This is a genomic window from Sphingomonas sp. 77B (genome assembly GCF_056497825.1).
In genome coordinates this window covers 2001313-2023614 of record NZ_JBWMBY010000001.1, presented here as the reverse complement: position 1 = coordinate 2023614, position 22302 = coordinate 2001313, and the positions used below count along the sequence as shown (strand labels likewise).

The 22302-nt window shown below is 67.8% G+C and carries 23 protein-coding genes; 4 read left to right on the top strand and 19 right to left on the bottom strand.

Going from position 1 to position 22302, the window contains the following annotated elements:
• Positions 1–102 precede the first annotated feature (102 nt).
• Together AC1GI4_RS09550 and AC1GI4_RS09545 are read left to right on the top strand one after the other, a co-directional pair.
• Entirely contained in the window at positions 103–876 is a 774-nt protein-coding gene (locus AC1GI4_RS09550) for a precorrin-2 dehydrogenase/sirohydrochlorin ferrochelatase family protein (protein ID WP_479629347.1), read from the top strand.
• Positions 873–1826, top strand: a complete 954-nt coding sequence (locus AC1GI4_RS09545) for a zinc transporter ZntB (RefSeq protein ID WP_433909562.1) — start codon at positions 873–875, stop codon at positions 1824–1826. Before AC1GI4_RS09550 ends, AC1GI4_RS09545 begins: the two co-directional genes overlap by 4 nt.
• Before the next feature lie 280 nt (positions 1827–2106).
• Here the strand turns inward: AC1GI4_RS09545 and fliS are convergent, their stop codons facing one another.
• The 18 genes from fliS to AC1GI4_RS09455 form a co-directional block, all read right to left on the bottom strand.
• Positions 2107–2526 (bottom strand): flagellar export chaperone FliS, encoded by a 420-nt coding sequence (fliS, locus tag AC1GI4_RS09540; RefSeq protein ID WP_479629346.1) that lies wholly within the window; start codon positions 2524–2526, stop codon positions 2107–2109.
• 1 nt (position 2527) lies between these two features.
• A complete protein-coding gene (fliD, locus tag AC1GI4_RS09535; RefSeq protein WP_479629345.1) occupies positions 2528–4018 on the bottom strand; it encodes a flagellar filament capping protein FliD in 1491 nt (496 codons plus the stop codon).
• 91 nt (positions 4019–4109) lie between these two features.
• Entirely contained in the window at positions 4110–5237 is a 1128-nt protein-coding gene (locus tag AC1GI4_RS09530) for an EscU/YscU/HrcU family type III secretion system export apparatus switch protein (RefSeq protein WP_294270663.1), read from the bottom strand.
• Positions 5237–6010 (bottom strand): flagellar biosynthetic protein FliR, encoded by a 774-nt coding sequence (gene fliR, locus AC1GI4_RS09525; protein WP_433909564.1) that lies wholly within the window; start codon positions 6008–6010, stop codon positions 5237–5239. The genes AC1GI4_RS09530 and fliR overlap by 1 nt, the downstream gene beginning before the upstream one ends.
• Positions 6011–6012: 2 nt before the next feature.
• A complete protein-coding gene (gene fliQ / locus AC1GI4_RS09520) occupies positions 6013–6282 on the bottom strand; it encodes a flagellar biosynthesis protein FliQ (protein ID WP_042487406.1) in 270 nt (89 codons plus the stop codon).
• Between the two features lie 313 nt (positions 6283–6595).
• Positions 6596–7477 (bottom strand): flagellar type III secretion system pore protein FliP, encoded by an 882-nt coding sequence (gene fliP, locus AC1GI4_RS09515; RefSeq protein ID WP_433909565.1) that lies wholly within the window; start codon positions 7475–7477, stop codon positions 6596–6598.
• Positions 7474–7830, bottom strand: coding sequence for a FliO/MopB family protein (locus AC1GI4_RS09510; protein ID WP_294270655.1), 357 nt, complete (start codon positions 7828–7830; stop codon positions 7474–7476). The genes fliP and AC1GI4_RS09510 overlap by 4 nt, the downstream gene beginning before the upstream one ends.
• 7 nt (positions 7831–7837) lie before the next feature.
• Positions 7838–8128 carry a flagellar motor switch protein FliN gene (gene fliN / locus AC1GI4_RS09505; protein WP_042487397.1) on the bottom strand — a complete coding sequence of 97 codons (291 nt, stop codon included), beginning with the start codon at positions 8126–8128 and terminating at the stop codon, positions 7838–7840.
• Positions 8125–9102, bottom strand: coding sequence for a flagellar motor switch protein FliM (locus AC1GI4_RS09500; RefSeq protein ID WP_479629344.1), 978 nt, complete (start codon positions 9100–9102; stop codon positions 8125–8127). Before AC1GI4_RS09500 ends, fliN begins: the two co-directional genes overlap by 4 nt.
• A 3-nt stretch (positions 9103–9105) precedes the next feature.
• Complete coding sequence (locus AC1GI4_RS09495; protein WP_433909567.1) at positions 9106–9795, bottom strand: flagellar basal body-associated FliL family protein; 690 nt, start codon at positions 9793–9795, stop codon at positions 9106–9108.
• A 10-nt stretch (positions 9796–9805) separates the two neighbouring features.
• Positions 9806–11470, bottom strand: coding sequence for a flagellar hook-length control protein FliK (locus AC1GI4_RS09490; RefSeq protein ID WP_479629343.1), 1665 nt, complete (start codon positions 11468–11470; stop codon positions 9806–9808).
• Between the two features lie 10 nt (positions 11471–11480).
• Positions 11481–11918 (bottom strand): hypothetical protein, encoded by a 438-nt coding sequence (locus AC1GI4_RS09485; RefSeq protein ID WP_479629342.1) that lies wholly within the window; start codon positions 11916–11918, stop codon positions 11481–11483.
• A gap of 25 nt (positions 11919–11943) precedes the next feature.
• On the bottom strand, positions 11944–13281 hold the full coding sequence (locus AC1GI4_RS09480) for a FliI/YscN family ATPase (RefSeq protein ID WP_479629341.1): 1338 nt from the start codon (positions 13279–13281) through the stop codon (positions 11944–11946).
• Positions 13275–14072: a FliH/SctL family protein gene (locus AC1GI4_RS09475; RefSeq protein ID WP_294270637.1), complete on the bottom strand. Its 798-nt coding sequence runs from the start codon at positions 14070–14072 to the stop codon at positions 13275–13277. Before AC1GI4_RS09475 ends, AC1GI4_RS09480 begins: the two co-directional genes overlap by 7 nt.
• Entirely contained in the window at positions 14065–15078 is a 1014-nt protein-coding gene (fliG, locus tag AC1GI4_RS09470; protein ID WP_294270634.1) for a flagellar motor switch protein FliG, read from the bottom strand. Before fliG ends, AC1GI4_RS09475 begins: the two co-directional genes overlap by 8 nt.
• On the bottom strand, positions 15078–16889 hold the full coding sequence (fliF, locus tag AC1GI4_RS09465; protein WP_479629340.1) for a flagellar basal-body MS-ring/collar protein FliF: 1812 nt from the start codon (positions 16887–16889) through the stop codon (positions 15078–15080). Before fliF ends, fliG begins: the two co-directional genes overlap by 1 nt.
• Before the next feature lies 1 nt (position 16890).
• A complete protein-coding gene (gene fliE, locus AC1GI4_RS09460) occupies positions 16891–17262 on the bottom strand; it encodes a flagellar hook-basal body complex protein FliE (RefSeq protein ID WP_294270595.1) in 372 nt (123 codons plus the stop codon).
• The gene (locus AC1GI4_RS09455; RefSeq protein ID WP_479629339.1) at positions 17259–18542 is read right to left on the bottom strand and encodes a sigma-54 interaction domain-containing protein; all 1284 of its coding nucleotides are present in this window, start codon (positions 18540–18542) and stop codon (positions 17259–17261) included. Before AC1GI4_RS09455 ends, fliE begins: the two co-directional genes overlap by 4 nt.
• 286 nt (positions 18543–18828) lie before the next feature.
• On the opposite strand from AC1GI4_RS09455, the gene AC1GI4_RS09450 reads away from it, so the two are divergent.
• On the top strand, positions 18829–19689 hold the full coding sequence (locus AC1GI4_RS09450) for a flagellin N-terminal helical domain-containing protein (RefSeq protein WP_294270589.1): 861 nt from the start codon (positions 18829–18831) through the stop codon (positions 19687–19689).
• Positions 19690–19902: 213 nt separating this feature from the next.
• Positions 19903–20748, top strand: a complete 846-nt coding sequence (locus tag AC1GI4_RS09445) for a flagellin N-terminal helical domain-containing protein (protein WP_294270587.1) — start codon at positions 19903–19905, stop codon at positions 20746–20748.
• A gap of 325 nt (positions 20749–21073) precedes the next feature.
• Here AC1GI4_RS09445 and AC1GI4_RS09440 read toward each other — a convergent pair whose 3' ends face one another.
• Positions 21074–22297 carry an FtsX-like permease family protein gene (locus AC1GI4_RS09440; RefSeq protein ID WP_479629338.1) on the bottom strand — a complete coding sequence of 408 codons (1224 nt, stop codon included), beginning with the start codon at positions 22295–22297 and terminating at the stop codon, positions 21074–21076.
• Positions 22298–22302: the final 5 nt, after the last annotated feature.

Below are 22302 nucleotides of genomic sequence, written 5' to 3'. Positions count from 1 at the left end.
GGACCGCGCCCGCAGGGCGTGGTTGAGGGGCCGGGGACATTTGCCCCTCCACCACCGCTTCGCGGCGGTCCCCCTCCCCAAGCATAGCTTGGGGAGGATTTGGTGAGCCTCGCCAGCCTGCCGCTGTTCGTCCGGCTGGGCGGCCGTCCGGTGATCCTGCTGGGCGAGGGCGAGCCTGCCGAGGCCAAACGGCGCCTGCTCGACCGTGCCGGTGCGCTGGTCGTCGGCGAGGAGGCGCAGGCCGCGCTCGCCATCGTCGCGATCGAGGATGAGGATGCGGCGCAGGCCGCGATCACCCGGCTGAAGGCGCGCGGCATTCTGGTCAACGCGGTCGACCGACCCGCGGCGTGCGACTTCACTCTGCCCGCGATCGTCGAGCGCGGGCCGGTCATCGTCGCGATCGGCACCGGCGGCGTGTCGGCGGGCCTCGCGGCGGCGCTGCGCCAGCGGCTGGAGACCTTGCTGCCCGCAGGACTCGGCGCCCTGGCCGAGGGGCTGTACGCCGCCCGTAGCGCCTTGCGCGCGCGCTTCCCCGACGGGGCGGAGCGGCGGCGGGCGATTGGCGCGGCGCTGTCGCCCGGCGGCGCGCTCGATCCGCTGGCGGGGCAGACCGATGTTGCGAGCTGGCTGTCGCAGGCCGCCCGCCCGGCGGCGAAGGTCGAGGCGTTCGTCCTGACCTCGCCCGATCCCGACGATTTGACCCTGCGCCAGGCGCGCGCGCTGGCGGCGGCCGACCGGGTCTATCACCGCGCCGACGTGCCGCCCGCCATCCTGGACCGCGCCCGCGCCGATGCGGTGCGGATCGAAAGCGACTCGCTGCCGGTGGAACCGGGCGAGGGGCAGATCGTCGATCTCGCCATGGACGCGCGCGCATGACCGGCTTCGCCTATCGCATCGACAACGGCCATGCCGCGCCGATCCCGATCCGCGAGGCGGTGGAGGCCAAGGCGCGGCTGGTCTGGGTGCATCTGGAGACCAATGACGCAGTCGCACAGCGTTGGCTGCGTGACGCGGCACATCTGGGCGATTACGTCATCGACGCGCTGACCGCGACCGAGACGAGGCCGCGCTGCGAGGCGGTGGGCGAGGGCGCGTTCCTGAACTTGCGCGGGCGCAGCAGCGAGCCGCTCGACGGATCGGACATGCTCGCCTCGGTGCGGATCTGGGCGGTGAAGGGCAAGGTCTATTCGGTCACCCGCCGCCCGTTGCTGGCGGTCGATACGGTTCGCAAGGAGGTGGAGGAGGGCCGCGTCGCCGATCCGGGCGATCTCATCACCGCCTTCGCCACCGCGATCACCAGCGACATGGACCCCGATGTCGCCAATCTGGGCGACGAACTCGACGGGTGCGAGGAGCAGCTGGACGAACACCGCGTGTTCCAGCTGCGCCGCACGGTCAGTCGGGTACGCGTCGCCGCGATCGGTTATCGCCGCTTCCTCAATCCGCAGCGCGCGGCGCTGGAGAAGCTGGCCGCGCTGCCCGGCGACTGGCTGGCCGATGACGACCGGCTGCACCTGTCCGCCGCCGCCGACCGCGCCGCGCGCATGGCCGAGGAGCTGGAATCGATCCGCGAACGCTCGGCGCTGATCCACGAGACGTTGAGCGACATGCGCGCCGAACAGATCGACAATCGCGCGCTCGTCATCTCGATCGTGGCGATGGTGTTCCTGCCGCTGACCTTCATCACCGGGCTGTACGGGATGAACGTCAAGAATCTGCCCTATGCCGAGGAGCCCTGGGCGTTCGATGCGATCCTGGGGACCTGTGCGGCGATCGCGGCGGGGATCGTGATCTATTTCGTCCAGAAACACTGGTTCCGGCGGTAACCTAGAGCAAGATGACATGAGATGAACTCACCCCTCCCCTTCAGGGGAGGGGCCGGGGGTGGGGCGTTTCCGCAAACGTGCGGTCTGTGGCGAGGCCCCACCCCAACCCCTCCCCTGAAGGGGAGGGGCTTACATTGGTTCAAGGCAATGTTATCACAGTCTAGGATCATCCCAATGGTCCGTTCAGCCTGAGCGTAGTCGAAGGCCAAGGGCAACATAGCGCGGAACGTGCGCCTCGACTTAGCTCAGCGCGAACGGAGGGCGGGGTTGATGGCCCGATTCAATTACCCTTTTTTGGGCTGTTCATCTTGCGCACCGTCTCCCACGCCTCGGCGATGTCGGCGATGCTGGCTGCGACGTTGCGGAAGATCTGCGCGTCCTGGTCCAGCGAGGCGTCGACGATCTGCTTGCGCGCGCCGCCATAGAGGCGCGCGAAGGTGATCGACATCTCGCCGCCATTCTCGAAATCCAGGCCCGCCTCCAGCGCGAACAGGATGGCGGTGGCGCGGGTCACCCGCTCGCTCTTGCGCGCCAGCTGGCCGTGCTCGGTCGCCCAGGCGGCGGAACGGAGCGCGGAGATCAGTTCCTCGTAGAGCAGCTGCACCAGCGCGGGACCATCGGCCATGGCGGTGCGACCGACCACGTCGATCTGTCGATAGACGGCGGCGGGATCGGTCAGAAGGGCGGAGGCATAGGTCATATCAGTTGCTCTTCGTCCACATCTTGACCTGCTGATCCATGAGGCCCTGTGCCGATTTATAGGCCGAGACGCGGCTGTTCATCGCCGCGAAGCGGGCGGTCAGCGCATCGCTGGCCCGGTCGCGGTTGTCGGACAGGCGGCTCTGCTGATCCGCTATATCCTTCTGCGCCTGCGTCAGGTTGCTGTACGATGCGGTCAGGCCATAGACGCTGCTGGTCGCCGACAGCTGGATGCTGTTCATCCGCGCCGACAGGCCGATCAGGTTGTCGCCGCTGGCCTGGAACATCTTCTCGATGGACCCCGGGTTGGCCGCCATCGCCTTGGTCAGCTGCGTCTGGTCGATGGTCAACGTGCCGTCCTTTTCGGTCCTGACGCCCAGATCGGCCAGCGTCTTGGGGCCGAGATCGGTATCGTCGCCGGGCACCAGCTTGGTAGTGGTCAGCGTACGCATCGTCTGGGCCAGCGAACGCGCGGCGGGATCGGCGCGCAGATCGCCCGTGATCGGATCGATCGCCTTGTTCAGCGCGGTCATATTGTCGTTATAGGTCGAGACGAAGTTGGACACGACGGTGCTGAGCGCCGCGACAGGGCTGGAGCCGGTCAGCGTCAGCGGCTTGGTCGATACCGCGGACAGCGTCATGTTCACGCCGGTGACCAGGTCGTTGACGGTGTTGCTGGCCCGCTCGACGGTGACGCCGTCCATCGTGATGCTGGCATTGGCGGCGGTCGACGACGTGGCGGTGCCGGTCGCGCCGTTGCCGACGTTCAGCCGGGCGAGCCCCGCCGTATCGCCCTCGGTCGCGGTGATGGTGAAGCTGTTGTCCTTGCCGCTGGCCCCGGTGAAGGACAGGAAGGCGTTGCCGCCGGCGTCGGTGACGACCGATGCCGTGATGCCGGTATTGGCGGCATTGATCTTGGCGGCCAGCAGGTCGGGCGTCGAATCGTCGGCGCCGAACGTCACCGACACGGCATCCTTCGCCCCGACCTTGATCGACAGGCTGCCGGTGCCCAGCGAGGCGGTCTTGGAAAAGGCCGTCTTGGTCGAGGAGACCTGCGCGCTGGCCAGTGCATTGACGGTGATCGACTTGGACATGCCCGCCAGCTTGGCGCCCGCCGCCGTCGTCACGCTCATGGTCGACGGGTCCGAGCTGGTCGCCTGCGTCGCGAGCGTTCCCCCGCTTGCCAGCGAGGCCAGCGCGGAGGCGAAATCGGTGATCGCGCTCTTGATCGACGACACGTCCGAAATCTGCGCGGTCAGCTTGTCCGATTGCGCCTTGAGGGCCGCGGTCTTGGCGGCGAACTGCGCCTCGATCAGCGAGGGGACGACCGTCGACAGGTCGATGCCCGAGCCCGCCTGCAGCGAGTTGAACAGCTGCTGGGCGGCGGTCTTCGTCGCGTTCTGCGCCGCATTGTTCGCGTTCGTCGCGCTGGACGACGAGGTGGAGGTCGTCGTCGTGGTATTGGACGATGTACTCGAGGAAACGGTGGTCATCGACGATACTCCGGCGCGCGCTTGCCTTGCTTAACGGCCGCGGGCCGCCGGGCTTTAGGGGGATGCGACGAATGACGGGGCACGATGCGCATCATGGCTGCTCGACGCCGTTCTCGTCGAAGCGGGCACCCACCGGCACCTCGACTGGCGGCTGCGACGTACCGCCCGCCCCCGCATTGAGGCCGAAGACGAAGGCGAGCACGACCGCGATCGCCTGGTACAGGTCGGCACGCACCTCCTGGCCCTCGCGGCTGGTGTAATAGACGGCGCGGGCGAGCTGCGGATATTCCAGCACCGGCGTGTCCAGCTCGGCGGCCAGTTCGCGAATGGCCAGCGCGGTCGCGCCGCGTCCCTTGGCGACCACCACCGGCACCTCGTCCTGACCCCGGTCGTAGCGCAGGGCGACAGCGAAGTGCGTCGGGTTGGTCAGGATGACATGCGCCTCCATCACCGCCGCGCGCACCGCCCGGCGCGACATCTCGCGCTGCTTGCCGCGTATATGCGCCTTGGCCTCGGGATTGCCCTCGCTTTCCTTATGCTCGTCCTTGACCTCCTGCTTGGTCATCTTGAGCTTGGAAAAGAGCTGGATGATCTGGATCGGCACGTCGAACCCGGCGATCAGGATCAGGCCGAAGCCCATGACCAGCAGGATGGTGATGAAGGTGCCGCCCAGCGATCCGATCGCGCCGTTCAGGTCCGACTGCGCCAGCCCCAGGGTGGTGCGCGACGTCTTCCACAGCATATAGGCGCCGAGCGCGCCGAGCAGCACGACCTTGAGCAGCGACTTGCCCAGTTCGATCCAGCCATGCGTGCCGAAGATGCGCTTCAGGCCCGAGGCGGGGTTCAGCTTGGACGGCTTGGGCGCCATCGCCTTGGGATTGAACTGGAGCGAGCCGAGACCCGCTTGCGAGGCGATGGTCGCGACGACGGTGACCGCGAACAGCGAGGCGAGCGAGGGCCAGAGCTTGCCGCCTGCCTCCAGCAAGGGCCGGAACGGTTCGAAATCCTCGACATCGGCATGGGTGAACTGAAAGCTGGTCGCCATCACCGCCTTGCACGCGCCCAGCAAAGTGGGCCCTGCGAACATCAGCCAGGCGATACCCGCCATCATCACCAGGGCCGCCGCCAGGTCGCGGCTGCGCAGGATCTGCCCATCCTCACGCGCCTTGTCGCGGCGCTTTTGGGTTGGGGCTTCTGTCTTTTCGCCGCCTTCCGACATCAGCCGATCACCAACGTTTCGGTGGCGGCGAGGCCTTCGCGGATGATGACGAGCATATAGTCGCCCATCGCCGGGAAGGCGACGGCGATGGTGATGACACCGATGGTCAGCGCGGCGGGCATGCCCACCGAGAAGAGGTTGAGCGAGGGCGCGGCGCGGCTCATCATGCCCATGACGAGGTTCAGGCTGAGCAGCAGGAAGCCGACCGGCAGCGCCAGCAGCAGCCCGGCGAGAAAGGCATAGCCGCCGAACAGCGCGATCGCCTTGAACTGCGCCGGGGCCATCCAGGCCTGTCCGGGCGGCAGCGCCTCATAGCTCTTCACGATCGTCTCGACGAGGACGAGGTGCCCGTCGACCGACAGGAACAACAGCGTCAGCATGACGGTGAAGAACTGGCCCAGCGCCTGGCTCGACCGGCCGTTGAGCGGATCGACGGTGGTGGCGAAGTTCAATCCCATCGATCCGCCGATCAGCTCGCTGGCGACCAGGGGCGCGGTGAAGGCGACCTGAAGGATCAGGCCCAGCGCCAGCCCCACGATCGCCTCCCCCGCGACCGACATGATCGTGGGGACCGAGAAGATGACGGGCGGCGGCACGACCGGATGGACCGAATTCACCAGAAAGGCGATCGCTCCGGCCAGGCTGACCCGTACGGGCAGGGGGATCGACACCGCGCCGAACACGGGCGCGGTGATGAAGGCGGCCCCGATGCGGATCATCAGGAACAGGATCGCCCAAGCCTGCGGCTCGATCGAGAGGCCGAAGCCGAGCATGGTTACTTCACGAGATCGGGAATACGCTCGAACATGCTGACCATGAAGTCGCTGAGCAGTCCGACGATCAGGCTGCCGAAGATCAGGATCGAGACGGCAACGACGATCAGCTTGGGGACGAACGACAGCGTCTGTTCATTGATCGAGGTCGCGGCCTGAATCATGCCGATCACCAGACCCGAGACGAGCACGGGCACCAGGATCGGCGCGGCGGCGAGCGCCAGCACCCACATGCTCTGGTTGGCCAGCGTCAGGAAATATTGGGCGTCCATGATGCGGTCTTTGGTCCCGTGTGGGGTGGCGTCCGTTGCCTTCAACAATGCGTCGGCTGGTACGGATTATCGGCGAGAATGGTTAACGAAGACCTTCCCGCTCTCATCTTCCCTCGCCCCTCAACGAGGGGAGAGGGTTGCGCAGACTTGGCCTTTGCGAAAGCAAAGGCTTAGTCGGAGCTGGGTGAGGGGTGAGCGCGCAGAGCGCGCGCGAGCCGAAGGCTCGCTCAACCCCTCACCCAAGCTGCGCTAGCCAGCGGGCTGGCAAGCTCCGCTAACCCTCTCCCCTGTCCAGGGGAGAGGGAAAAAGTACCTACGTCGCGAAACTGTTCGCCAGGCTGCCCATGGTCAGCGCCCAGCCATCGACCAGCACGAACAGCAGCAGCTTGAACGGCAGCGATATGATCGAGGGCGACAGCATCATCATTCCCAGCGCCATCAGCACGGTGGCGACGACCAGGTCGATGACGATGAAGGGCAGGAAGATCAGGAAGCCGATCTGGAACGCGGTCTTCAGTTCCGAAGTGACGAAGGCGGGGAGCAGCACGGCATAGGGAATGTCCTTGGGGCTGGCATAGGGGCCCGACTTCGCCATTTCGGCGAACATCGACACGTCCTTCACCCGCGTCTGCTTGGCCATGAAGGCGTGGAGCGGCGCACCGGCGGCCTTTATCATCTCGGTGCCGGGCAGGCGGCCTTGCGCATAGGGTTCGATCGCCTGGGTGTTCATCTGGCTGATCGTCGGGGCCATGATGAACAGCGACAGGAAGACCGACAGGCCGATCAGCACCTGGTTGGGCGGCGTCTGTTGCAGGCCCAGCGCCTGGCGCAGGATGGCGAGCACGATGACGATCCGGGTAAAGCTGGTCATCATCAGGATGATGCCCGGCAGGATCGTCAGCAGGCCCATGATGATGAGGACCTGGAGCGACAGGCTCAGCGAGCCCGAGCCGCCATTATTGCCGCCGCCCAGCTGCCCCAGCGCGCGGTCGACCGCATCGCCGACGCCCGGAGCCGGGGCCGCCGCCGGAGCCGCGGTCGGAGCGGCCTGTGCAAAGGCGGGCATCGCGATGACCAGCGCCAGCAGCAGGGCGAGGACGATCCAGAGCGGCTTCAGGCTGCGCTTCGGTTCGCTTTGGCCATGGGTACGGATCAGCGCGGGTCCGGTGCCCCGGCGGGTCACGGAAATGCTCATTGGTCGAACTTCTTGGGTGCGAAGCGCGAGACGAAATCGGTGCGGCGCGGGGTGGTGGGCGTCAGCGGCGCCGGGTTCGGCGCGGCGGGCGTGGTCCCGTTGCCCTCGACCTTGTCGACCAGCTGCACGCCGCCGCGCCCGACCGAGACGAGCAGGTTGCGCCCCTCGAACTCGATGACCGCCAGGCGCAGGCCGGGCGAGATCATCATCGTCTCGCGGACATGGATCAGCCGCGTGGCGGGCCGACCCGGCATCCGGCTTTCCAGACGGCGCCAGAGGTAGAGGCACCCGATCATCAGGCCGCAGATCAGCGGCAGCAGGATGACGAGCTTCAGGACATAGGACCAGAGCATGGGTGGATCAGCCGCGCTTGTCGGGGTTGACCAGCTCGGTCAGGCGCACGCCGAACCGATCGCCGACCGTCACCACCTCGCCGCGCCCGATTAGCGTGCCGTTGACCAGCACGTCGAGCAGCTCGTTGGCCTGACGGTCCAGTTCGATCACGCTCGATTCGGACAGCGCCAGCAGCTCGCGCAGCGACAGCTGGGTCGAGCCGATCTCCACGGTCAGCTTGACGTCGACATCCTGGAGCAGCCGGAAATTGGCCGCGACCGATGTGTCGACGGGGAAGCCCCCGGCCATATCGTTCATTCTTCGAATCCTTCGTGAGCACGGGCCAGTCCTTCGACGGTCCGGTTGAGCGAGGTAAGCTGGACGGCGGCGCGGCCATTGGCGGTACCGACCGTGCCCATGCCGAGCAGGTCGCCGCCGACCATCACCGGCACTTCCGGGCCGAAACTGATCGGGATCACGTCGCCGGTCTTCAGCTCCATCAGGCGGCTGAGCGACACAACGGGTTCGGCGAGCACCGAGCGAACCGGGAAGCGCACCGTCATCACCGCGCGGGTCAGGTCGCCGCGCCAGGTGGGATCGACCTCGGCCTGCTTGTCGACGACCTTGCCGGTCAGGGCGGAGCCGTGCGGCTTCAACGCGCTGACGGGGTAGAGGATGTCGATCATCGTCGGGCGGCGATTGCGGCCGTCGATGCCGAAGCGGGTGACGATCATCGCGTCGTCGCCCTCGATCCCCGACAGCATCGCGGGCGAGGCTTCGGGATGACCGGCGCGGAAATCGATCCGGGCGAGCGACTCCCAGGCGCCGCGCAGGGGCGCGGCCATCATGGCGCCCAGCTGGCTCACCATCGCCTCGGCGGCGGGCGAGAATTCGGGCGGCAGCACGTCGGGCACCGCGCCGGTGCCGCCGAACAGCAGGTCGATCAGCGCCAGGCTGAACGCGCCGTCGATGACGATCAGCGCCTGGGCGTCGGACGTGCTGCCGCTGGGCGAGGTCATCGCCATGGGCAGCCAGGCGCTCAGGCCGTCGCCGCGCTCGGCCCGGTAATCGGCGAAGCGCTGGACGACCAGCGGCTCCGCCCAGCAGCGCAGTTCCTCGCGCAGAAGGGATTCGAGCAGCCCCCGCAGCGACCGCGCGAGACGCGCGGACAGATGCTGCATCGTATGTAGGTCGCCGAACGGATTGAGCTTGGTCGTGCCCAGCACGCCGTGATCGGCGGTCTGTTCACGACCGCGTTCGCGGCGTTCAACCTGGGGGGCGGCGTTAACCATGCCTCACTGAACAACAAAATTGGTAAAGTAGACGTTAGCGACGCCTCCGAATCCCTCCTTCTGCCGCAGAATCTCGTTGATCGAGTCGACCAGCTTGCGTTGCAGCTGGCGCTTGCCCTCGCTGGAAAACACCATTTCCTCATTGGCGTCGCCCAAGGTCATCAGAATGGCCGAGCGGACGGCCAGGTCGTTGGTCTTCAGATTGTTGATGACCGTGTCGTCATAAGGCGTCGAGATCGCCAGACCCACCTGGATGATATGCACCGAGTCGCGCATGTTCGAGGTGAAGTCCTTGGGCAGCTCGTAATAGTTGGACGCATAGCGTTCGCCGCCATCCCCCACCGGGGTCGGCATGCCCTTGTTTTCATGGGCCTCGCCGCCGCCCTCGCCATGGCCACCGCCGCCTTCGCCGCCGCCGCCATGGCCGCCTTCGCCCTCGGCGCCTTCGGCCCCGGCGCGCTTCTGCTCGGACTTGGGCACCAGCTTGGGGCCGGGATGCTTGGCCTCGGCCTCGGCCTCGCCATTGTCCTCCTTGGCATGGCCGCCGCCGATCAGACCGGAGTTGGCGGCATACAGGCCGGCGCCCACGCCCCCGCCCAGCAGGACGAGAACGCCGACCACCATCACGATGATCTTGCCCAGCTTGCCCTTCTTCTTGGGCGCCTTTTCGTCGGTATCCTTGGTGTCACTCATGGCTCAGTCCTCAGGCGATTCGGGTGGAGGCGGCGGCCGGGTCCCCGGCGTCGCTGGAAGCGGTGGCGCCCGTGAAGGCCGGGCGGGTGGGCATGACGGGATCGGGGCGACGCGGCGGCGCCTGTCGCTCGCCGCCCATGCCCGACTGACCCATGTCGACGCCGGTCTGACCCAGGCGCATGCCCTTTTCCTCGGCCAGCCGCGCCAGGGTCGGCTGGGCGTCGGCGAGCATGGAGGCGGTCTGCGCCTGGTCGGCGGTGAAGTGGATATGCGTCGCGCCGTCCTCCTGGCGCAGGTTCACCGCGATGCCGCCCAGCGCATCGGGCGACAGCTGGATGCGGGTATCGGCGGTGGCCGCGTCCTCGCGCATCCGGTCGATGCGGTCGATCATCCCCTGCGGCCAATGATGCTGCGTCATGTCGAGCGGGGCCTGCTCGGCCCCCGTGGTCGCCACGACCGGCGCGGCGGTCAGCGAATCGGCGCGGGTCAGCGTCGTCGGATCGACCGACAGCGCGGCGTCGTCCTTGCGGCGATCGGTGGTGCGCGGGTCGAAGCTCTGTTCGCCGCGCATCGCGGCCCCGAAAAGCTGGATGGCGGGTGCGCTCTGGCCCGGCTGGAGGATCGGGGCAGGGGACTCGATCGGCAGCGGTGAGACGACGGGCGCGGAGGCGCCGTTCGCGGTGAAGCGGAGCGGCATGTCCGGCCGGGCGATGGCGGGGCGCTCGCCATCGGTCGTCAGGACGACCGGGGTCGCATCGACGGGAATGGCGGTCGGCGCGGCGTCGGCGCGAATCGCGAGCGGGATGCCCGTCGTCACGTTTCGCACGGCTTGGCCGGGTATGGCGGGCGGAGCGTCGGCACCGGGCGAGACCGACGCGTTCGACACCGCGTCACGCGCGACTGCGGCGACCGGCATATCCCCCGGCGTTTCTGCCTGGGCGTTCAGCGTCGTATTGCGAAGGATTGCGGGCGCGATATCCCGTGCGATGGTCGGCGAGGCCGTGTTGCCCGGCATCAGGGGAACCGCCGCATTGGCGAGCGTCGCCGTCCGAACGCTCGCTGTCGACGGCGCCGCGATCGAAACGCTCGCCCCGGTGGTCAGGGGGGTCGTCGGCAGCGGCGAATCGAGCCGAACCGGGACCGGCGTCGTTTGATCGGTATCGTCTGCCGCCGGAACCATCATGGTGGCGGGCACGGGCATCGTCCCCTTCAGGGGATCGAAAGTCACCGGCGCCTTCGTCCGATCGGACAGGCCAACTGCCGCGGCCATCGGGGCGGCCCCGGCGTCAGGCGATGTCGGCATCGACGCGAGAAGTGTCGTGATCGGTGCGGGCCCGGTGTTGGACGCGCTTCCGGACGCGGCGACCGGCACCGCGACGGGTTCGGGCGGCGCCACCGGCAGGGTCGGGATCGCGAACGGCATCACCGGCAAGGCGGTGGCGTCGCTCGGCACGTCCTTGCCGTCCTTTTCGGTTGTGCTGCCGTCCTTGGCCGTGTCGGCGTCGGACTTGGGCTGGCCTTCGCCACCGCCCATGGCCTTCGCCTCGCCCATGCCCGGCATCAGCGCAAAGAGCATCGCGAAGGCGGAGGCCATCGGATCGCCCGCGCCAGCCCCGGTGCCCAAGCGGGCGGAGGCGGTGCCGGAGGGCGTGAGGGAGGAGATGGAGGACATCATGACAGGTCTGTCAGCAAGGTTCGTGCCGATTGGTGCGTCGGCCGCCGCTGGCGGGCATATCCTCCAGCGCGCGCATCTCGGCGCGGATCGCGGCCATGCGCGCGCGGTCCATCAGCTTCTCGACGGCGGTCCGGTCGCGCTTGGCAGCCTTGGTCTGCTCGCCCGCCTGGGCGGCGCGCTGTTCGGCGACCTGGATACGCGCGGTCGCGGCATCGGCCGATTCGAGCAGCCGGTGGCGGAAATGCGCATTCGCCATCAGCGACGCGGCCGACGCCGTCACCGCCGGAGCGGGGGTCACCGCATCGATCAGCTGGCCGATACGCTGCGACAGCTGGTGTTCGGAAGCGACGCGTTCATGCGCCCTCGCTTCGTCGGCCAGCGTCAGATTGAGTTGCAGCGTGCGGACCCGGTGAAGCCGGGACAGCATCGTCTGTTGCCGGGATGCCATGTCTGTTTCCCCCCTTGGAAACGGATCAGCCGATCGGCTGACCGAAAATGCCCACCAGTTCCTCGACCGCATGGTCGAGCGGCACGACCTCGTCGGCGTCCTGCCGGATATATTCCATCACCGCCGGGTGGCAGGCGATGGCGGCATCGATCGCCGGGTCCGCGCCCGAACGGTATGCGCCCATCAGGACGAGATCGCGATTTTCCTCATAGGTCGCCAGATGGCGGCGCAGCGTCCGCGCCGCCTGTGCGTGCGGACGGCCGACGATATCGGTCATCACGCGGCTGACCGAGGGGCCGATATCGATGGCGGGATAGACGCCGCGCTCGGCCAGATGACGGTTGAGCACGATATGCCCGTCCAGGATCGACCGCGCCGAGTCGACGACCGGATCATTGCCATCGTCGCCGTCGGCCAGCACCGTATAAATGGCGGTGATCGATCCGGTGCCGTGCGCATCGGCGCCCGCCCGCTCGATCAGGTTGGGCAGCATCGCGATGGCCGAGGGCGGATAGCCGCGCGCCGAGGCGGGCTCGCCCAGCGCCAGCCCGATCTCGCGCCCCGCATGGGCGACGCGGGTCAGCGAATCCATGATGAGCAGGACCTTCTTGCCCTCGGCGCGGAACGCCTCGGCAATGGCGGTGGCGCGCAGCGCGCCGCGGATGCGCAGCACCGGCGAATGGTTGGCGGGCACCGCGACCACGACCGAGCGTGCGCGGGCCGCGCCAGCGACCTTGGTTTCGAGGAAGTCGGCGACTTCGCGACTGCGCTCGCCGATCAGGCCGATGACGATGACATCGGCGCGTGCCGCGCGGACCATCATGCCCAGCAGCACCGACTTGCCGACGCCCGAGCCCGCCATGATGCCGACGCGCTGGCCCTGACCGATGGTGAGAAGCCCGTTGATCGCGCGCACGCCGACGTCCATCGGCTCGAGCACGCGGCCCCGGTCGAGCGGCGACTGCATCTTGCCCGCCAGCGGCCAACGGTCGGCGCCGCGAATGGGGCCCAGGCCGTCGATCGGCTTGCCCGATCCGTCGACCACGCGGCCGAGCATCGCCGCCCCCACTTCCGCTTCGCCCGGAGGGCCGAGCGGGCGCACCGGCGCGCGGGGGAGCAGGGGGGCGGGGCCGCCCAGATTCATCATCAGCGTGCGGCCGTTGCGGAACCCGATCACCTCGGCCTCGACACAATGGCTGCCCTTCTCACCGATCGCGCAGACCGTGCCGACCGGCAGCGACAGCCCGACCGCTTCCATGAGCAGACCGTCATAGGAGGCCAGCCGACCCGCCACCGCCGCGCGCGGTGCGAAGTCCGCCTGGGCCATGGTCTCGAGGTAATCGGTGGTGAAACGGTTCAGCATTGCGGAACGGGAACCTTGTCGATCGCGGCGGCGAGCTGGTCGAGCCACAGCGAGGGGCCGTCCTCGACGATGGTCGAGGCGCTTTCGAGGACGAAGCCGCCGCGCTCCACATTCGGGTCGCCGACGGGGAAGACGGTCTGGGGCAGGCGTTCGGCCAGCATCGCCACATCGTCCGGGTGGACGCGCAGCATCGCGGCTTCCTTGGCGTCGGACAACAGGTCCATCGCCCCCTCGATCCGGCCAGCGAGCCGCTCGGCATCGACGCCGATCTCGCCCACCAACTTGCCGACGAGCATCAGCACGGTCTGGCGCAGCTGTTCGGCCATCGCCTGGCGATCGATGCGCGCGGACAGCGCCTCGGTGATCGAGGTGACCATCCGGCTGTCGCGGGCCTCGGCATCGGCCTGCGCCTGGAACTGGCGCTGGGCGGCGGCGAGCCCTTCGGCATAGCCCTCCGCATGGCCCGAGGCATGGGCGGCGGTGATCGGATCGACCGCCGGTTCGACGGGATCCTCGCACGCGGCAAAGGGGTCCCAGCCCTGGGTCGGATCGTGATCGCGGCTGGCGGGATGGAAATGGCGCGGATGGCCGGGCGCGACATTGTCGGCCGCCGTCGCGCCCAGGCCGCCGGTCGGCGCCTGCGGACGGAACGAGATCGGCCCGGAGCCCAGATCGACGTGCAGGCCCGGCATGCCCGACGGCGCAAAGCCGCCGGGGGGTGCGAAGGCCTGTTGCAGCGCGGCCGCCGCCGCATTCTGGCGGGCGGAGAAACCGGCGACGAAATCAGACATAATCGTCCTCGCCTCCGCCCATCATGATCGTGCCTTCCTTGGCCAGGTTGCGCGCGACGGTAATCATCGCCTTCTGCGCCTCCAGCACCTCGGACAGCTTCATCGGGCCGCGCGATTCGATCTCGTCGCGGATACCGGCCGCCGCACGCGCCGACATGCAGCCCAGGAAGCGATCGCGGGCCGCTTCGTCCGCACCCTTGAGCGCGCGGGTGAGGATTTCGCCGTCGACGTTGCGGATGAGGGTGCCCAGATTCTTGTCGTCCATGTCGAGCAGGTTCTCGAAGATGAACAGCGCTTCCTCGATCTGCTTGGCGACATCGCGGTCGATCTTGAACAGCTTGGGCATGACCCGCTGTTCGGTCGCCTTGCGGGCGCTCGACAGGATCTTGGCCGCTTCGCGCGATCCGCCCATCGCCAGGCCCTGGCCGCCGCTGCCGCCTTCGCTCCAGCGCTTGAGCACGCCGTTCAGCGTGTCGATCGCCTGCGGCGTCACCGGGCCCAGCCGGGCGACGCGGTGCAGGATGTCGGGCTGCATCGCCTCGGGCAGCAGCTCCAGCACCTTGCCCGCGACGGCGGGATCGCAATTGGCGATCAGGACCGCGCCGATCTGCGGATGTTCCTTCTCGACGATCTTAGCGATGTCGACCGGGTCAAGCCAGCCGAGCATCTCGATCTCGCACTGCGCGTCGGCGGGCACGATGCGCGACAGCACGCTGCCGGCGCGTTCCGGCCCGAGCGCGCGGTTCATCAGATTCTCGACGATCGGCTTGGGCTGGAAGGCGATCGAGGCACGGGCGCGGGCGCAGCCGACGAAATCGTCGAGCACGAAGCCGACATCCTGCTCGCTGACATCGGCGATCGAATACATCGCCTTGCCTAGTTCGCGGACCTCGTCGGGCTCCAGTTTCTGGAGGATGGCGGCGGCTTCTTCCTCGCCGACCAGCATCATCAGGACGGCGGCGCGCTCGACCCCGGAATAGACGCGCCCCTCTTCTGCGGAGGCCATTACTGCTGCGCCTCCGAACGGATCATGTCGCGGACGGCCAGCGCGGCGCGCGCCGGGTTGTCACGGGTGAAGCCGCGCACCTTGGTGATCCGTTCGTCGAAATTGTTGGTGTCCTCGATCTCGTCGAGCGTCACGGCGGGCGGCTGCTGGCCGATCATGCCGGGCATGGGCTGGCCGTCCGCGCCGACCCACATGGGCTGGCCATCGGGGCCGATGCGCACGGGCTGGCCGTTGGGGCCGATCACCGGCTGGCCGTCCGCGCCGAGCAGGACATTGCCCACGCCCGCGCCGTCGGCGGCACCCATGGGCAGCGCCTTGGCCGCGTCGGCCCCGTCCTTCTTCTTCGCCATCGCCTTGACCAGCGGACGCACGCCCAACAGCAGGACGAGGAGGGCGATGACCAGCGCGGTCGCATTGCGGGCGACGATGGGCAGCCAGCTATTGTCATACCAGGCACGCTTGTCGTCGACACCCGCGTCGGCGAACTTGCGGCTGATGACGGTGACATTGTCGTTGCGCTGCTGGTCGAAGCCGACCGCCGACTTCACCAGGTCGGAAATCTGGTTGATCTCCATCTGGCTGCGCTTGCCGGTGGCGGGGTCGCGCAGCAGGACGGCGACGGTCAGCCGCTTGATCGAACCCGGCGCGGCGCGGGTCACCGACACTTCCTTGTTCAGGTCATAGGCGCGCTGGAAGGCGTCGGACTGTTTTTCGGGGTTCACGCCCGGACCACCGGCGACCGGCTTGCCATCGGCGGGCGGCGCGCCGTTCGCACCATTCGCGGCCTGCGGCTGTTGCAGCGTGCTGGCGGGCGGCGGCGTGTTGGACAGCGCACCGGGAATGCCGCCGGGCGTGGTCGGATCCTTCTGATTGCCGGTCCAGTTGCCGGTTTCGGCACGCAGCGCACCGTCCTTGTCATAGCGTTCGCGGGTCGCGCTGGTTTCGTCCAGATTGACCTCGGTCTGCACCTCGGCGGTGAAGTTGCCCGCGCCGACCAGCGGGGTCAGCAGCTGGATCAGCTGGGTGCGGTACTTTTCCTCCAGGCGGCGCTGGAAATCGATGCGACGATCGTCGCCGGTCGCGCCGTCCGCGCCCTTCTTGGACAGCAGGCCGCCCATCTGGTCGACGACGGTCACGTCCTCGGGCTTCATGCCCGGCACCGACGAGGCGACGAGGTTGACGATCGACTGGACCTGCGATTCCGACAGCGAGCGCCCGGCATTGAGCTTGAGCACCACCGAGGCCGAAGGCGAGGACTTGTCGCGGATGAAGGGCGAGGCATCGGGCGTGGCAAGGTGCACGCGCGCCTCGGCCACCGCGTCGATCTCCTCGATCGAGCGGGCGAGTTCGCTCTCGCGGGCCTGGCGAAGGCGTTCGCCCTCGACCGCGCGGCTGACGCCCATCGGCAACTGGTCGAGGATCGCATAGCCGCCGGGCGCCTGTTTCGGCAGCCCCTGACCCGCCAGCAGCATCCGCGCCCTGGAGTAATCCTCCTCGTTCACGGTCAGCGCGCCGGTGCCGTCGTTGATCTTGCTCTTGATGTTCGCGGCCGACAGCGCGGTCGTCACGGCCTGCTTGTCCGCGTCCGACAGATTGTCGAACAGCGTCTTCTGCGGCGGGCTGGACAGCGCCATCCACGCCAGCGCGGCGGCGGCGATCAGTCCGATCAGCATCGCCATCGGCGCGGAACGGCGGACGGCGGGCTGCGCCATCACCGACTTGATCTGGCGAAGCGGGTTGGCGAACTTTTCCGGCAAGGGCGGCAGCGCCGGTGCCGGATTGGCGGATGCGGGGGTGAGGGCAGTGCTCATCTTACACCGGCATGCTCATGATGTCCTTATAGGCGGACAGGAGTTTGTTGCGGACTTGCAGGGTCGCCTCGAACCCGACCGATGCCTGCTGGCGGGCCATCATCACCTTGGCGATGTCGACCGTTTCGCCGCGTTCGTAGGATTCGGACAGGCGGGCGGCCTGCTGCTGGCCTTCGTTCACGCCCTTCAGCGCGGATTCCAGCGTATCGGCAAAGCTGGTCGCAGCCGGGGCTTGGGTCTGGGCGGCCTGTGCCGCCTGGTTGGCACCGGCCTGGCTTGCCGCCTTGAGTGCCTGATTGCGTTCCAGGATCTGGGCGCGAAGCGCCATCACCCGGTCGACGCTCATCGCACCGCCGACACCACCGACGCTCATGCCATCACGGCCCGGCTAGAGGGTCGGATGATCTCTTCGCCCTGTTCGCGCGCCTTGGCGAGACGGTAGCGCAGAGTGCGCTCCGAGATGCCTAGGCGCTTGGCGGTCTCGACCCGGTTGCCGCCGCAGGCCGCCAGCATCTCGCGGATCGCGGCGAACTCGCTCATCTGCACGACCTTGCCCAGCGTCGCTTCGGCGGTGGTCACGGTCAGCGGCTCGTCGTCCAGGTCGTTGGCGATCATCGGACGGTCGAACACGATATGCTCGGGCTCGATCGTCGCGCCACCGGCAAAGAGCAGCGCGCGCTGGATGACGTTTTCCAGCTCGCGGACGTTGCCGGGCCAGTTGTGCTTGGCCAGCTTCTCGATCGCCGCCGCGCTCGGCCACGGAATGGCGGTGCGGCCTGCGGCGTGGCGCAGGATCATCGTCGCGGCGAGCGCAGGGATATCCAGGCGACGCTCGGCCAGCGCCTTGGTGGTCAGCGGGAAGACCGAGAGGCGGTAGTACAAGTCGGCGCGGAACCGGCCCGCCGCCACTTCAGCCTGCAGGTCGCGATTGGCGCAGGCGATGACGCGGACGTCGACCGACTGCGGCATCGATGCGCCCAGCGGGATCACTTCACGCTCCTGCAGCACGCGGAGCAGCTTGGCCTGGAGCTGGAGCGGCATCTCGGCAATCTCGTCGAGGAGCAGCGTGCCGCCGTCCGCCGCGCGGAAGAAACCTTCGCCCGCCTGCGCCGCGCCGGTGAACGCGCCCTTCTGGTGACCGAAGAGCAGTGCCTCCAGCATCGATTCCGGCAGCGCGGCGCAGTTGATCGCCACGAACGGCTTGTTGGCGCGCACCGATTGCGCATGGATGGCGCGGGCGACGACTTCCTTGCCGGTGCCGGTCGGGCCGTTGATGAGGACGGTGATGTCCGCCTGGGCGACGCGCTCGGCCAGCGTGAAGAGCGCCAGGCTCTCCGGGTCGGCGGCGGTCGGCATGGCGGAACCTGCCAGCAGCGCGCGGACGAAGCTGTTGCCCACGCCCGACTCGGCGGCGGAATAGGTCACGGCGGCGGGGCGGCCGCCCATCGCCGGGGTGATCGCGGGGACCGGGCCGTCGGAGACGATGACGGTGCGCGCCGGATGTTCGATCACATCGCCCTCGGTGACGAGGAACAGGTCCCCGGCCTGGGGCACGGCGCCCTGCTCGGCAATGGCCATGCCCTGGGCCCGGAGCCCGGAGATCAGCGCATATTTCTGCTTAACGAGCGCAGCGGAGGGGTGAATCGACGACATCTGACGTGGAGTCCTTTCGTGAGTCTCCAATGCCGCCTGTTTGGTAAAACCGTGGTTAATGCGGCAACGCGAACGGCAAGTTTTTTCCGGGCGCGACGCGCGCCCATACGTATGCGGGCGACGCCCGGCCGCGCGCGCGACCGTTCCGGCAAAACCGGCAAGGCCACCGGCAAAAATTTGCACGGAACCGGCTAAAGCCTGCCGGAAAGCGGCCGTTACTCCACTCGGCGGCTCGGTGGTCCAGAGGGGACACAGACGGATCGCCGAGCAGATTTGGAGACATCACATGACCGTTATTGCCAGCAATATCAGTGCTATGCGGGCAACCGCTGCTTCGACCTCGGCCTCGCTCGCGCTCAGCACCTCGATGCAGCGCCTGTCGACCGGCAACCGCATCAACTCGGCAAAGGACGACGCGGCGGGTCTGGCCATCAGCGACTCGATGACCGCGCAGATCAAGGGCATGGCGCAGGGCATCCGCAACGCGAATGACGGCATTTCGCTGGCCCAGACGGCGGAAGGCGCGCTGAACGAAGTCGGCAACATGCTCCAGCGTATGCGCGAGCTGAAGGTCCAGTCGTCGAACGGCACCTATTCGACCGCCGACAAGGCGAACATCACCAACGAGCAGACCACGCTGGCCGCGCAGATCAGCGCCGTTGTTAAGAACACGCAGTTCAACAACAAGCAGTTGTTCAACGCGGCCTCGAGCGTGACGATCCAGACTGGCGCAACGTCCAACGACACGGTCAGCATCGGTCTGCGCGATCTGACCGCCACTTATGTCGCGGCAACGGGCGGCGCGGCCGCTACCGGCTCGCAGCTGGGCGCCGTCGTGAACTTTGCTCCGACTGGTACGGATACGGCGCTGAAGTCCGACAGTTTGGACAACTACGATGCCGCGATCGCCGACGTGTCGTCGATCCGGGCTGGCCTGGGTGCGACGCAGAACCGCCTCCAGTCGGCGGTCAACAGCGCGACGTCGAACATGACCAACCTGGCCGAAGCGAAGAGCCGCATCTCGGACACCGACTTCTCGGAAGAAACCACCGCGCTCGCCAAGGCGCAGATCCTGAGCCAGGCGTCGACCGCGATGCTGAGCCAGGCCAACCAGTCGCAGCAGGGCGTGCTGAAGCTCCTCGGCTAATCGCCCTGGGCGAATGCCGACCGCGGTTTTCCCCTCGGTCGCGGAAGGTGGACCCCCCGATGCCTTATAATAAGGTGTCGGGGGGCTCCGCCCGAAAAAATGCGCCCACTCGATTCTTTTCTCTAAAGTCCGGTTCCAGGCGGTCGTTACCCGTCATGGCAGCTCGACCTTCGCCTTGGGGGCGGCGGAGAGCTCCGGCTTTGGAGAACAACCATGACGGTTATCGCCAGTAATATTTCGGCGTTACGCGCCTCGAGCGCCAACGGCGCCGCCACGGAATCGCTGAACGTGTCGATGCAGCGCCTGTCCACCGGCAAGCGAATCAACTCCGCGAAGGACGACGCCGCCGGCCTCGCCATCGCCGCCTCCATGTCGGCGCAGGTGCGCGGCATGAACCAGGGCATTCGCAACGCCAATGACGGCATCTCGATGGCGCAGACCGCCGAAGGTGCGCTGGACGAAGTGAGCAACATGCTCCAGCGTATGCGCGAACTGGCCGTGCAGAAGGCCAACGGCATCTATTCGACCAACGACAAGGCGAACATCACCGCCGAACAGAACGCGCTGGCGAATCAGGTGTCGAACATCCTGTTCAATACGCAGTTCAACGGTCAGAAGTTGCTGGACGGGACGGCTGGCACCGCCGGTGTCGTGCCGATCCAGGCAGGCGCGAATACCAACGACGCCATCAACATGACCTTCACCAACATGACCACCGATGCCGCGATCAATGCCGCGGTCACCATCGTCAATCCGGCGACGGGGCCCAGCACCATCGCCGCCGCCGCGACGCTCGAAAATTTCGACGGCGCGATCGGCCGGGTCGCCAACATCCGCGCAGGCCTGGGTGCCACGCAGAATCGGCTCCAGTCGGCGGTCAATAACCTGACCTCGAACGTCACCAACCTGACGGACGCGCGCAGCCGCATCGAGGACACCGATTTCTCGGCCGAAACCACCGCGCTCGCCAAGGCCCAGATCCTGAGCCAGGCGTCGACCGCGATGCTGAGCCAGGCCAACCAGTCGCAGCAGGGCGTGCTCAAGCTGCTCGGCCAGTAATTCCCGGATCCTGAGCGCCCCGGCACCGCGCCCCCACTCGGGTGGCGGGGCCGACCGGCCGCGAGATCCTCACGGACCGGTTTGCAGGACAAACCCCGGCGGCAGCGATGTCGCCGGGGTTTACTTGCGTGTGGTTAGAGTCTGATCGGCTGACGTGAGCCGGTGCCGTACTGATCCAGCGCCGTTGGATCGCATCCTAGGTGAAGGCGCAGGATTGACTCCGCATCGTCATGGCGAGCGTAGCGAAGCAATCCAGGGCGTCCTAGTCCGGCTCTGGATTGCTTCGCTACGCTCGCCATGACGGATTGGTGTGATGTGCCATGCTTTAATCGGCGCGTAGCACGATGGCGGGTGATGTCCGCCCCGCGCGCCAGGCGGGATACAGGCTGGCCAGCACCGCGCCCGCCACGACGCTCAGGGCGATCACCGCCAGCTCGCGTGCGGAAATCCCGATCGGCAGCGACAGGAACACGTCCCATTCGGCCTGCCGGGCAGGGGACAGATGGCGGACGCCCGCAACGATCGCCGCCCGCTGGGTCAGCAGCGCCGCGGCCAGCGACAGGCCGATGCCCGCCCCGATCAGCGCGATGATGCTGCCCACGGTGGCGAAGATCCGCATGATGCTGCGCGCGGACACGCCCATGGTGCGCAGGATCGCGATCTCGCGCCGCTTGGCCCGCGCGAGCAGGGTCATCGACGACAATATGTTGAACAACGCGACCAGCGTGACGAGCCCGACCGCGATGGTCATGCCGATCTTTTCGGTGACGAGCGCGGCGAGCAGCGCGCGATTGGCCTGTTGCCAGCTGGTGATCGGATAGCCCGAACCCAGCCGCCGCCGGATCGCGGTCGTCACCGCTGCCTCCCGATCCGCGCCGGTCAGCACCACCGCGACCCGGCGGGTCACGGCCGGATCCGCTTGCAGGATCGGCGAATCGAGCGGGGCGAACAACGTTACCTGGTCGCTGCCCTTGTCGTCGTCGGGATAGAAGGCCGCGACCCGTGCCGGGGTCAGATCGAGCGACACGTCATTGTCGGCACCGACGCGAACGCGGCCGATCGCGACCCGGTCGCCGGGGAACAGCCCCAGCTGCATCGCGGCATTCTGACCGATCGCCACCGCATTTGCCGGATCGGGACTGTGCGCGAGCGCCGAACGCATCGTCGGCACGAGTCTATAGAGTGTCCGAGGATCGCGGCCCTGGAGCTTCACGGCCGTGATCCGGCCGTCGATCGACAGCCCGGCGGTGATCTCGCGAATCGGTTCGGTGCGCGTGACGCCGGGGATTTTGGCGATCGTAGCGGCAACCTGCGCCTCGGTCAGCTTCGCGCCCGCGGGCACGGTGACGCTGAGATGCCCGTCGACCGGCGCGACGCTCTCGGCCAGCTTGGTCTGCGCGCCGTTCATGACCGCGATGACCAGCACCAGCGCGGCGACGCCGATCATGACGCCGGTACAGCCGATGCCGGCGACCAGCAGGACCAGCCGCCCGCCCGCACCCGGCCACAGATAGCGGGCGATCAGATGGCGTTCATGGCGTGCGAGCATCGGCG

Excerpts from the sequence above, each read along its gene's own strand:
- AC1GI4_RS09545 (WP_433909562.1), top strand. The coding sequence starts at position 873 with ATGACCGGCTTCGCCTATCGCATCGACAACGGCCATGCCGCGCCGATC.
- fliS (WP_479629346.1), bottom strand. The coding sequence starts at position 2,526 with ATGACCTATGCCTCCGCCCTTCTGACCGATCCCGCCGCCGTCTATCGA.
- fliD (WP_479629345.1), bottom strand. The coding sequence starts at position 4,018 with ATGACCACCGTTTCCTCGAGTACATCGTCCAATACCACGACGACGACC.
- AC1GI4_RS09530 (WP_294270663.1), bottom strand. The coding sequence starts at position 5,237 with ATGTCGGAAGGCGGCGAAAAGACAGAAGCCCCAACCCAAAAGCGCCGC.
- fliR (WP_433909564.1), bottom strand. The coding sequence starts at position 6,010 with ATGCTCGGCTTCGGCCTCTCGATCGAGCCGCAGGCTTGGGCGATCCTG.
- fliQ (WP_042487406.1), bottom strand. The coding sequence starts at position 6,282 with ATGGACGCCCAATATTTCCTGACGCTGGCCAACCAGAGCATGTGGGTG.
- fliP (WP_433909565.1), bottom strand. The coding sequence starts at position 7,477 with ATGAGCATTTCCGTGACCCGCCGGGGCACCGGACCCGCGCTGATCCGT.
- AC1GI4_RS09510 (WP_294270655.1), bottom strand. The coding sequence starts at position 7,830 with ATGCTCTGGTCCTATGTCCTGAAGCTCGTCATCCTGCTGCCGCTGATC.
- fliN (WP_042487397.1), bottom strand. The coding sequence starts at position 8,128 with ATGAACGATATGGCCGGGGGCTTCCCCGTCGACACATCGGTCGCGGCC.
- AC1GI4_RS09500 (WP_479629344.1), bottom strand. The coding sequence starts at position 9,102 with ATGGTTAACGCCGCCCCCCAGGTTGAACGCCGCGAACGCGGTCGTGAA.
- AC1GI4_RS09495 (WP_433909567.1), bottom strand. The coding sequence starts at position 9,795 with ATGAGTGACACCAAGGATACCGACGAAAAGGCGCCCAAGAAGAAGGGC.
- AC1GI4_RS09490 (WP_479629343.1), bottom strand. The coding sequence starts at position 11,470 with ATGATGTCCTCCATCTCCTCCCTCACGCCCTCCGGCACCGCCTCCGCC.
- AC1GI4_RS09485 (WP_479629342.1), bottom strand. The coding sequence starts at position 11,918 with ATGGCATCCCGGCAACAGACGATGCTGTCCCGGCTTCACCGGGTCCGC.
- AC1GI4_RS09480 (WP_479629341.1), bottom strand. The coding sequence starts at position 13,281 with ATGCTGAACCGTTTCACCACCGATTACCTCGAGACCATGGCCCAGGCG.
- AC1GI4_RS09475 (WP_294270637.1), bottom strand. The coding sequence starts at position 14,072 with ATGTCTGATTTCGTCGCCGGTTTCTCCGCCCGCCAGAATGCGGCGGCG.
- fliG (WP_294270634.1), bottom strand. The coding sequence starts at position 15,078 with ATGGCCTCCGCAGAAGAGGGGCGCGTCTATTCCGGGGTCGAGCGCGCC.
- fliF (WP_479629340.1), bottom strand. The coding sequence starts at position 16,889 with ATGAGCACTGCCCTCACCCCCGCATCCGCCAATCCGGCACCGGCGCTG.
- fliE (WP_294270595.1), bottom strand. The coding sequence starts at position 17,262 with ATGAGCGTCGGTGGTGTCGGCGGTGCGATGAGCGTCGACCGGGTGATG.
- AC1GI4_RS09455 (WP_479629339.1), bottom strand. The coding sequence starts at position 18,542 with ATGTCGTCGATTCACCCCTCCGCTGCGCTCGTTAAGCAGAAATATGCG.
- AC1GI4_RS09450 (WP_294270589.1), top strand. The coding sequence starts at position 18,829 with ATGACCGTTATTGCCAGCAATATCAGTGCTATGCGGGCAACCGCTGCT.
- AC1GI4_RS09445 (WP_294270587.1), top strand. The coding sequence starts at position 19,903 with ATGACGGTTATCGCCAGTAATATTTCGGCGTTACGCGCCTCGAGCGCC.
- AC1GI4_RS09440 (WP_479629338.1), bottom strand. The coding sequence starts at position 22,297 with ATGCTCGCACGCCATGAACGCCATCTGATCGCCCGCTATCTGTGGCCG.